Annotated in this window: 8 protein-coding genes; 4 read left to right on the plus strand and 4 right to left on the minus strand. The window is 39.4% G+C overall.

What is annotated here, in order from left to right; translation table 11 throughout:
• Positions 1-132: 132 nt before the first annotated feature.
• Positions 133-1,212, minus strand: a complete 1,080-nt coding sequence (locus C7B62_RS14845) for a saccharopine dehydrogenase family protein (RefSeq protein WP_106237903.1) — start codon at positions 1,210-1,212, stop codon at positions 133-135.
• Positions 1,213-1,423: 211 nt separating this feature from the next.
• Between C7B62_RS14845 and C7B62_RS14850 the strand changes: the two genes are divergently transcribed.
• Complete coding sequence (locus tag C7B62_RS14850; protein WP_106237906.1) at positions 1,424-2,740, plus strand: hypothetical protein; 1,317 nt, start codon at positions 1,424-1,426, stop codon at positions 2,738-2,740.
• A gap of 21 nt (positions 2,741-2,761) precedes the next feature.
• Here C7B62_RS14850 and C7B62_RS14855 read toward each other — a convergent pair whose 3' ends face one another.
• Both C7B62_RS14855 and C7B62_RS14860 read right to left on the minus strand, forming a co-directional pair.
• A complete protein-coding gene (locus tag C7B62_RS14855; protein WP_106237910.1) occupies positions 2,762-3,034 on the minus strand; it encodes a DUF3143 domain-containing protein in 273 nt (90 codons plus the stop codon).
• 285 nt (positions 3,035-3,319) lie between these two features.
• Positions 3,320-3,532, minus strand: a complete 213-nt coding sequence (locus tag C7B62_RS14860) for a DUF2555 domain-containing protein (RefSeq protein WP_106237913.1) — start codon at positions 3,530-3,532, stop codon at positions 3,320-3,322.
• 273 nt (positions 3,533-3,805) lie between these two features.
• On the opposite strand from C7B62_RS14860, the gene C7B62_RS14865 reads away from it, so the two are divergent.
• On the plus strand, positions 3,806-4,765 hold the full coding sequence (locus C7B62_RS14865; protein WP_106237917.1) for an NAD(P)-dependent oxidoreductase: 960 nt from the start codon (positions 3,806-3,808) through the stop codon (positions 4,763-4,765).
• Positions 4,766-4,799: 34 nt separating this feature from the next.
• On the opposite strand, the gene C7B62_RS14870 is transcribed toward C7B62_RS14865, so the two are convergent.
• On the minus strand, positions 4,800-6,137 hold the full coding sequence (locus C7B62_RS14870; RefSeq protein WP_106237921.1) for an MFS transporter: 1,338 nt from the start codon (positions 6,135-6,137) through the stop codon (positions 4,800-4,802).
• A 418-nt stretch (positions 6,138-6,555) separates the two neighbouring features.
• Here C7B62_RS14870 and C7B62_RS14875 point away from each other — a divergent pair, with 418 nt between their 5' ends.
• Both C7B62_RS14875 and C7B62_RS14880 read left to right on the plus strand, forming a co-directional pair.
• Positions 6,556-7,884, plus strand: a complete 1,329-nt coding sequence (locus tag C7B62_RS14875) for a DnaJ domain-containing protein (protein ID WP_106237924.1) — start codon at positions 6,556-6,558, stop codon at positions 7,882-7,884.
• A gap of 147 nt (positions 7,885-8,031) precedes the next feature.
• On the plus strand, positions 8,032-8,729 hold a 698-nt coding region (locus C7B62_RS14880), incomplete at its 3' end, for a cytochrome ubiquinol oxidase subunit I (protein ID WP_146132111.1).

The following is an 8,729-nucleotide window of genomic DNA, read 5'->3' on the forward strand; positions in this document are numbered from 1 at the left end:
GACTAAAGGGGTATTGTACATAAAAGCTTACTCTTTAAAATGTTTTTCTGAGTCAATTTTAAGTTGTGTCAGCCAAACCTTCAGGTTAGTTATAGGTCTACTAGTCCAATTTAATCTTGAAAGCGATCGCTCTTAAGAATTAACCACAATTTCAATCTGGCGACTATTCATCATTTCCATAAATAACTCGGTTGATAAAGCTTGCTCTACAGGATAGATACCTGGTTGTTTTAGTCTACCCGCCAAAATCAGTTCGGCGATCGCGCCTGTTCCAGCTCCTGCGGCGATCGCGGTATCCTGATGTACCATAGTGCTGGAATAGATCTTGGGTTCACCTGCCTTTTTTCCGGTAATCTCGGCTCGCATCGCCACGCCAATACCGCTAAAGCGATCGGTTACTTTGGTCATAGCGTAACTAACTTGGGAAAAGAATTCAATCCCTTGAGGGCTACTTACCCAGGCTTCAGGAAAGACATGAGCCGTAATCCAAGTTAAATGATTATACCAGTCGGGAATTGAGCCAAACTTAGTAATGACAGTATTTACGGGGAAGGAATCGGCAAAGGTATAGGTTTCTGGCATATCAAACCAATACACCCCTGTTTTGCCGTAGGGTGCAGGAAATTCAATAATTTCTCTGGCGGTGTAGGGTAAAATATCTTGCCATTTACCATCGATCCAGGCAGAGAATTTATGCTTTAACCCCAAAAAAGTAGTCCGCATCACCGTCAACCCTGCGCCACCCGAACCAGCTACCACATAGCTTAAATGGATTTTTTCTGGCTGGTCAAACTGTTCTATGCCTTGTTTAACCATGCTGTTAGAAATACCTGGAAAGATGCCCGTATTTAATACCGCCGTAATGCCAGCAGCGATCGCCTGCTCTTGATATTTAATCACCTGCTGATAAAAAGAACGATGATCGCTCACGTCAATATAGTCTATTCCCTGATCAATACAGCTTGCCAAAACTCTACCATCTCGATAATGGAATGGGCCGGCACAGTGTATGATTAGATCTTGCTGGGAGATCGCTTGATCTAGTTGTTGGCGATCGCTTAAGTCTAAAGCTAGAAATTTTAATGGATGAATCTCTGACTGGGTTTGACGAGAAGTAATTGTAACTTCAGCATTAGTATATTTGAGCAGATCTTGAGCAACACTCTTGCCAATTCTGCCATAACCGCCAATTACTAATACTTTTTTAGTCATAGTACGACTGATCTGAAATTAGTTTTGTTTTAATTTACTAATTTTTAGCTCTTAACTCTAAAATACTAGTATCTTTTGCGCTAAAAGTTACCCTAAAAGCAAATTTAAACTGACATTAGACTGACGGTGCAAAATTCCTACAAACAAGCTATATAGTAAATTGTTTGATTAAAGATAGCATAAACCGCTTACTTATATTTAAAATCTATCTATGTCAAACCTAACTAGAGCCTTAGAGTTAAAAGAACAATTAGTTGATTTTGTTTACGATGATCAAGGGGCGATTGCCGTCGCCTTAGAAAACTATGCTGCCCAAAAAGGTAAGAAAAACAGTTACGGTATCAAGCAGCAGAACTTGGCGGTAGATCTTTTTTCAACTCAAGGTGAGGTGGAAGAGCAAACTCCCCTAGATTTATTTATCGAACAAGCTCAAGATTTATCTTCAGCAGATATCTCAATTATCAAACATTGGCAAAGAAATTTTATTGGTTTGTTTGAGATTCAAGCTATAGAAGCCGACTGTTATCACTTGATGAACTGGTTAACCGCTAAAACCTATCAAGTCTATGGTTATGCGGCGATGTCAGAAAAGGAGACATCAAGATGGCAGCCAGGGGAAATTATTCTCTGTATCATTGCACCGATTAATCAGACTGAATGGTTCTTTTTTAGCGATCGCATTATTAAAGGTCGATTGAGTCAGCCCAAACTAGCAGTAGCTATTGGCGAATTTCGTGAACATTACCCCGAATCACTATATGCTGATGCGCCAGAATTATTAGCACAGGCTTGGGCATCAGTAGCCGTATACCATCAAGAATTTGTGGCCTATATGGGCAGCGATCGCCTCACTTTACCTGGCTATAAGCTAAATCAAAAAATTGGTGAACTACAGGCAATTATGAGTCAAAAAAAGCTGGCGCAAGCTGGTATAGATGACTCTAAATCTTTCTCGCAATTACTAGAGGAGTCGGGTAAAACAGAGGCAGAATTTACCACCACAGCGACAGACTTGGGTGCAGATGCTCAAGTAGTAGCCAAGATTATGGAAAACAAGTCAACTTCGATGGTAATGCCCAAAGTAGATTTACCGCCAGAGATCAAGCAGGCAGAATCTGTCACGGTATACTCTGAAGCTAAGTGGGGACAGATGTTTTTACCCAACCACGAAAAATTTACGAACTTGCTAGCTCAAGATCCTCAAACAGCGGAAAACAGCCATCCTTTAATTCGTAAGTATTTGCAACAGCCTGAAGCTAATTATTATGTCTGGCAACAGTTGAGCTTAGAATATCCCGACAGCTTAGAAAAGCTGCTACAAAACTATGTAAATAATCCTGATTTTAAGCTGGAAACAGACTTAGAAAAGCTACTGCAAGAATACAATAAACCCGCCGTTCCTGAATTACCAGCGATCGCCAGTGTGCCTATCCACTTAAATAACTTGTTTGAAGCAGCAGTGGCTCAAGTCCAGAAAACTAAATCTAAAACCAAGAAGAAGAAAAAGACAGGATTTCTCAAAGCCTAAGGGCTGGTTAACCTAATCTCATTATGGTCCAGAAAACACCGCATCTTCTATATCTTGGCGACTTAAAGAATACTTAAACGAACGGCTGAGGTTTTGGCTTGATTGTTCAGCATCAAAATAGCGTACCGTTAATTCCTCCGTCTCCAAGCATATTTCTGCTTTCCAAGCTGATTCTGCCAAGTGCCAACAATGAAGATTGGCTCGATCTTGATCGCAACCTTTGCTACGTAGCCAGTCTTCGATAGTTGGTAGGGTGTGATTGTACAGAGGAGTGTCTGCTTCTGGTAAACTCACTAAAATATTTCTTAAATTTTATAGATATAGGGTATAGTAATGATTTTATCTTATCACTCTAAGTTGTGTTGTCTTATATCGTTCATTAAATTCTGCTCAAGCCAAACTTAAGAGCGAAATAAGTCTAGTCAATAGTAAAAGCACGTTTAATAATTAAGTGAAATTAAATTAAAGATGCGATTTTAACTGACTAAACCCGATCACAATGCTACCATCGCTGCTTAAAAGCGATCGCCAAGAGGATTGCTTGATTTTTAATATATCAAGCTCATGACCAGAGAAGGACTAGGCTTCGTCGTAGGCTTCAATGTCTAACAAGTGAATATAAGGTTGTACTAGCTCTTCTCGTTGAAAAGCGATCGCCCGCAGCAAGTGCCAATCTTCTAAAGCTTCAAAAGGAGTATTGTATTCATCCTGTTCTAAACGACCAGCAATAACAGCAACTTCCTCTTCTGTAATTCCCACAATGTCTTGCTTAGTCAACTTTAAAGTAGTCATTAGCTCCTATACCTCAATTTAAAGTCTAGAAATTGTCAGATGTTCCACTTAGATAAGTGTAGCCCAATTCGATTCCAATTTAGTATTATTAAACACTCTTTACTATTTAGAGAATTTTAGTCAACTTTAAATTAAACATTAGGGGTGTCATCTACCTTAGATTTTAATGGTTTACCATGCCTTTGTTCTTTGCAAAGAACAAAAAGTAAAGTAACCTAATGATGAATTTAACCTAAGTGTAAAATATATTTTTCTTAATCAAGCTTTTAATTTATGAAACAGATTTTTATTACTGGTGCGAGTGGTTGTATTGGTCATTATCTAACCGAGAGCTTAATTCAAAACACTAATCATGAACTATATCTACTAGTAAGAAATCCCGCTAAGCTTAAATTTAATTATCAGGCTCGTCCTGGAATTCATCTTTTAGTAGGGGACATGTCTCAGATTGAAAAATATAGTGATTTGCTGTTTAAAATTAACATCGCAATTTTGGCAGCTACAGCTTGGGGAGGAAAAGAGGAAACTTATGAAATCAATGTAGTTAAGACTTTATCATTGATTAAACTGCTCAACCCACAGATCTGTGAACGAGTTATTTATTTTTCTACCGCCAGTATTTTAGACCATCATAACCAGTTACTGTTACCTGCATCTCAGTTTGGACATGACTATATTCGCACCAAATATCAGTGCTTTGAGCAACTTTCTCACTTGGCGATCGCTAATAAAATCCTTGCCGTATTCCCAACTTTAGTATTTGGCGGAGAGCAAAATAAGCCTTATTCCCATCTCAGTGCGGGAATTACCGACGTAACTAAATGGATTGGTTTGATTCGTTGGTTTAGCCTCGACGGTAGTTTTCACTTTATTCACGCCAGAGATATCGCTAAGATAATTAGCTATTTGCTAGAAAATCCTGATTATACATCTAGTTCAGCCGCTCAAAGCACAGTAGACTGTCTGGTTTTAGGTAATCCAGCTCTTTCTGTCGATCAGGCGATCGCCGAAATTACCAACTATTGCCATAAAAAGGTCTATCTTCGCATTCCTTTATATATCTGGCTTACCAATATCTTTATCAAGCTGTTTCGAATTCAAATGGATGATTGGAGTCGCTTCTCTCTCGACTATCGCCACTTTACCTACGCCAATCCTGTGACTCCTGCCAGCTTTGGGATGCAAAACTACTGTTCTACTGTTGCCGAGTTAATGAAAGTTTCGGGAGTTTGACTTCAACTTTGACCAGCAGTCAGAGAAAGTATCCTTATGCTACTCTAGCTTTAGCTTTAGTTTTAGCTATATTTTCAAACTGATTATGGTCGGGTAATTCTTGCTCTAGATAACGCAAACGAGGTTCACGATAGGCGATCGCTACTACGATTAAATTGATTACGCCTAAAATTACCAGTAGCAAAGTCACCCCTTGACCCATGCCAGTATTGATTACCTTGCCAATGATCTGAGCGACAACACCACCTTCTCTCATCAAAGGATTGAGAACATTATCAACCAAAGGTCCTGCTAACAAGTAAGCACAGATAGCCAGCGATCGCTCTAGGGTTTGCTGTAGGGCAAAGACTCTACCCTGAAGATGACTAGGAACTTTACTCTGCCAAATTGCTTGGTTACAGCTAACAATAATTGGCTGGGAAAATAAATAGCCAAAGATGCCGAATGCCAAAATAACAGGAGAAATCTTCAGACCACCAATTAATACTATTAACCCCTGCAACCCGACAAAACCAATAATTGCCTTAACACGATTACGAGGCCCTGACCAAACGCTCATTAAGATGCTGCCCACCAACATACCACAGCCCCCAACAGATAGTACAAAACCAAGTTGCGTCGTCGATCCTGGCTGATATAGTAAAGGCCAGAGAACCACTTCAATCATCCCCATGGTGAAATAGCTAATAGCAATAAAGCTGACTAAACGTACTAGACCTGGTCGTAGGACAATATAATTCCATCCGTCGATAGCATCAGCAATCACCTGGTTGACCACTTTGGTTCTTTTTCGGTAGCGTTTAAAATCGGGAAACTTGACGCTAATTAAAGTCAAGATAGCAATACCGAAAGTAGCTGCGTCAATACACAGGATGGTTTTTAGACCAAACCGATGCATCAGTAAGCCAGCGATCGCTGGAGAAGCGATTTTGGCGATCGCAAAGGAAGCTTGTACCATGCCGTTGGCTCGAATAAAGTTTTTGGCTGGCACAAGTTGGGAAATCGATGCTGTATAAGCAGGCTGCTGAAAGGCATTAAGACTAGATGAAACGATTAAAGCTAGATAGATCTGCCAAACCGCCAGATTATTCGTCCAGACTAACGCTAAAATTGCGATCGTGACTAGTCCTGTTCCCAAATCGCTCATAATCATAGTGAAGCGACGATTCCAACGGTCAACCAAAACTCCTGCTAAAGGAGAAATAATTACTTTGGGCAGATACATAAATAGTATCGTCAGGGCAAATTGAGTTATTGCACCAGTATCCTGATATGTTTGGTCGAGAATCCAAAACCCCAACGCAAATTCAGTTAGTTTTGTGCCTAACAAAGACACGACTTGTCCAACCCAGACGATCACAAACGTTTGCATATAATGTTCTTTAAGATTGGGTATTGCTCAACAAATATAAAAGCTAAATCATTTAGATAATCTTAAGCAATTGTAAAAAAGTTGTTTCAACTTTAGCAGTTTAGAGTAAGTTTAAAATAAAATAGAGAATAAACTAAGTCTTATTGTAACAATTACAACTTCCAAAAAACTACAAAAACATCAAAAAATTGTATTAGACGCTATCGCCTGAATTTACCTATCTTTGTTACATAATGACAAGATTACTATAGCAATCAGTGATGCCTAACTCGATTGTAGATAAAAAAAATATATTATCTAAGTCAGTGGTCATAAAGCAGAGAGAAAAGCGCTCACGTATAATAGTTGCTAATTCTGTCTAAGATTTAGAGGTTTTAAACTAAAATCATAGGCGGTAACCGAAATCAGTGGAAATTGAATGGCTAGGGCGGAGAATTACAAGGAGAATTATTATTTAATTTTGGGTGTAGCCCAAAATGCAAGCCTCAAAGAAATTAAGCAGGCTTTTAGGCGTTTGGCGCGTGAATATCATCCTGATTTAAACCCCGACAATCCAGTGGCAGCGGAAAAGTTTAAGCAAATATCACAAGCTTATGATGTGCTTTCTGATGCCACAAAGCGTAGTCGTTTCGACCGACATATTCCTCAACCGCAGCCACAAACACCACGGAAAAATAATCAACATCAATCATATTCGGGTGCAACATCCCCTAAAACACCTTTAGACTATTACAATCGGGGTTTGCAACGGACTCAAACTAAAGAATATCGTCAAGCCATTAATGATTATACTCAAGCAATCAAGCTCAACCCTCGATTTGTTGATGCCTACCTCAAAAGATGCGAAATGCGCTACAAGCTGGGGGATAATCAAGGAGTATTGAATGATTGCCATGAAGTATTAAAGATTGATCCTACGGTAGCAAAAGCCTATTATTATCAGGGTCGAGCGCGTTATAGTTTAGGATATATTGAGCCAGCCATTGAATCTTATACTTCGGCGATCGCTCGCGACCAAAAACATCCTCAAGCTCACTATTATCGAGGAATAGCTCACAAAGAATCTCAAAATGTGCTTTCGGCGGTTAGCGATTTAGCCCAAGCAGCGCAATTATTTCGACAACAAAATAACTATGATGCTTATCGTCGCACGCAAAAAACAGTTAATGAACTAAGTAAAAAGGAGCGGATGCCTCGCCACGACAGCTTGGCTTATAATTTTCTCACTACCATCAGTTTATCTTTGCTCAATCCTAGCGGTGGACTTTTACCTGCCTTTTCCCGCTTAGAAGAAAACCAGTTGATTCAGGTGGGAAGTATCTATGGTTTATTATCTTCTCTGTGTTTTGTCTGTAGCTACTATATGATCGGCATATTATTTGCTTCACCTGTTTGGCAGCTATTTTTGATTGCTTTAATTCCTTTTTTTTGCTTGATCTTAACAGGAAGTATTTTACGCGGTTTATGGCATCATCGAGGTAGCTTTGCTACGGATATTTTCCTAGCGGGGGTAGCGATCGCTCCCTTGGCTTTCGCGGCAATTTTGATTGGATTTGTCCCGATTTCGACTTTCTCAATTGTCATTCCCTTAATATTTGGCGGTTGTTCTTATAGCGCTCTTACTTTGCAAGCAGGCTATCTTCAAGTGCTAAACATAACTGAAGCCAAAGCTGCTTTGATGACTGGGCTGATGCTGATCTTAAATAGCTGTATATCATTTTTGTTGATCTCTAGTTTTGCTGTTTGAATGGTTAGATCAAATCTATACCTTAAAGTAAAAGATGGTTGACTGATTTAGTTTAAGCAGAATTAGCAATTCCATCAACTACATCTATTTTGTACTTCTGCAATAATTAAGTTATTAGGCTTAATCAAGATAATAGAGATCATAGCGATGGAATTTTTATCCGATACAGTAGTCCTATCTCGATTACAGTTTGCCTTGACGGCAATATTTCATATGCTTTGGCCAGTTTTAACTACTGGTATGGCAATCTATCTTATAGTGGTAGAAGGACTATGGCTGAAAACTCGTAACGAAAGCTATTATTATCATGCTCGTTTTTGGGCAAAACTCTACGTACTCAATTTTGGGATCGGTGTAGCCTCTGGGCTACCAATGGAATTTGAATTCGGCACTAACTGGGCCCCTTTTTCCCAGGCAGTAGGAGACTTTTTTGGTAGCGTTCTTGGTTTTGAAGCATCAATGGCGTTTGCTTTAGAAGCTGGATTTCTGGGTATTATGGTGTTTGGCTGGGAAAGAGTACCACCAGTAATGCACTACTTTGCCACAATTATGGTTGCACTAGGTGCAAATCTGTCGATCTTTTGGATTTTGAGCGCTAACTCTTGGTTACAAACTCCTGCGGGAGGACAATTTATTAATGGTAATTTTGTAGTAAGCGACTATTTTCAGGCAATTTTTAATCCGTTTATGCTTAATAGTGTTCTCCATATGTTCTTTGCCACTATGGAAACCTCGCTGTTTGTCATTGGCGGAATTAGCGCTTGGTATTTACTCAACAAACGCCATCCAGAATTTTTCACCCTTTCTTTTAAAATTGTTTTGGCGATCGCGATCGCTGTTACTCC

The organism is Pleurocapsa sp. CCALA 161, assembly GCF_003003995.1.
In the GTDB taxonomy this organism is placed as follows: Bacteria; Cyanobacteriota; Cyanobacteriia; order Cyanobacteriales; family Xenococcaceae; genus Waterburya.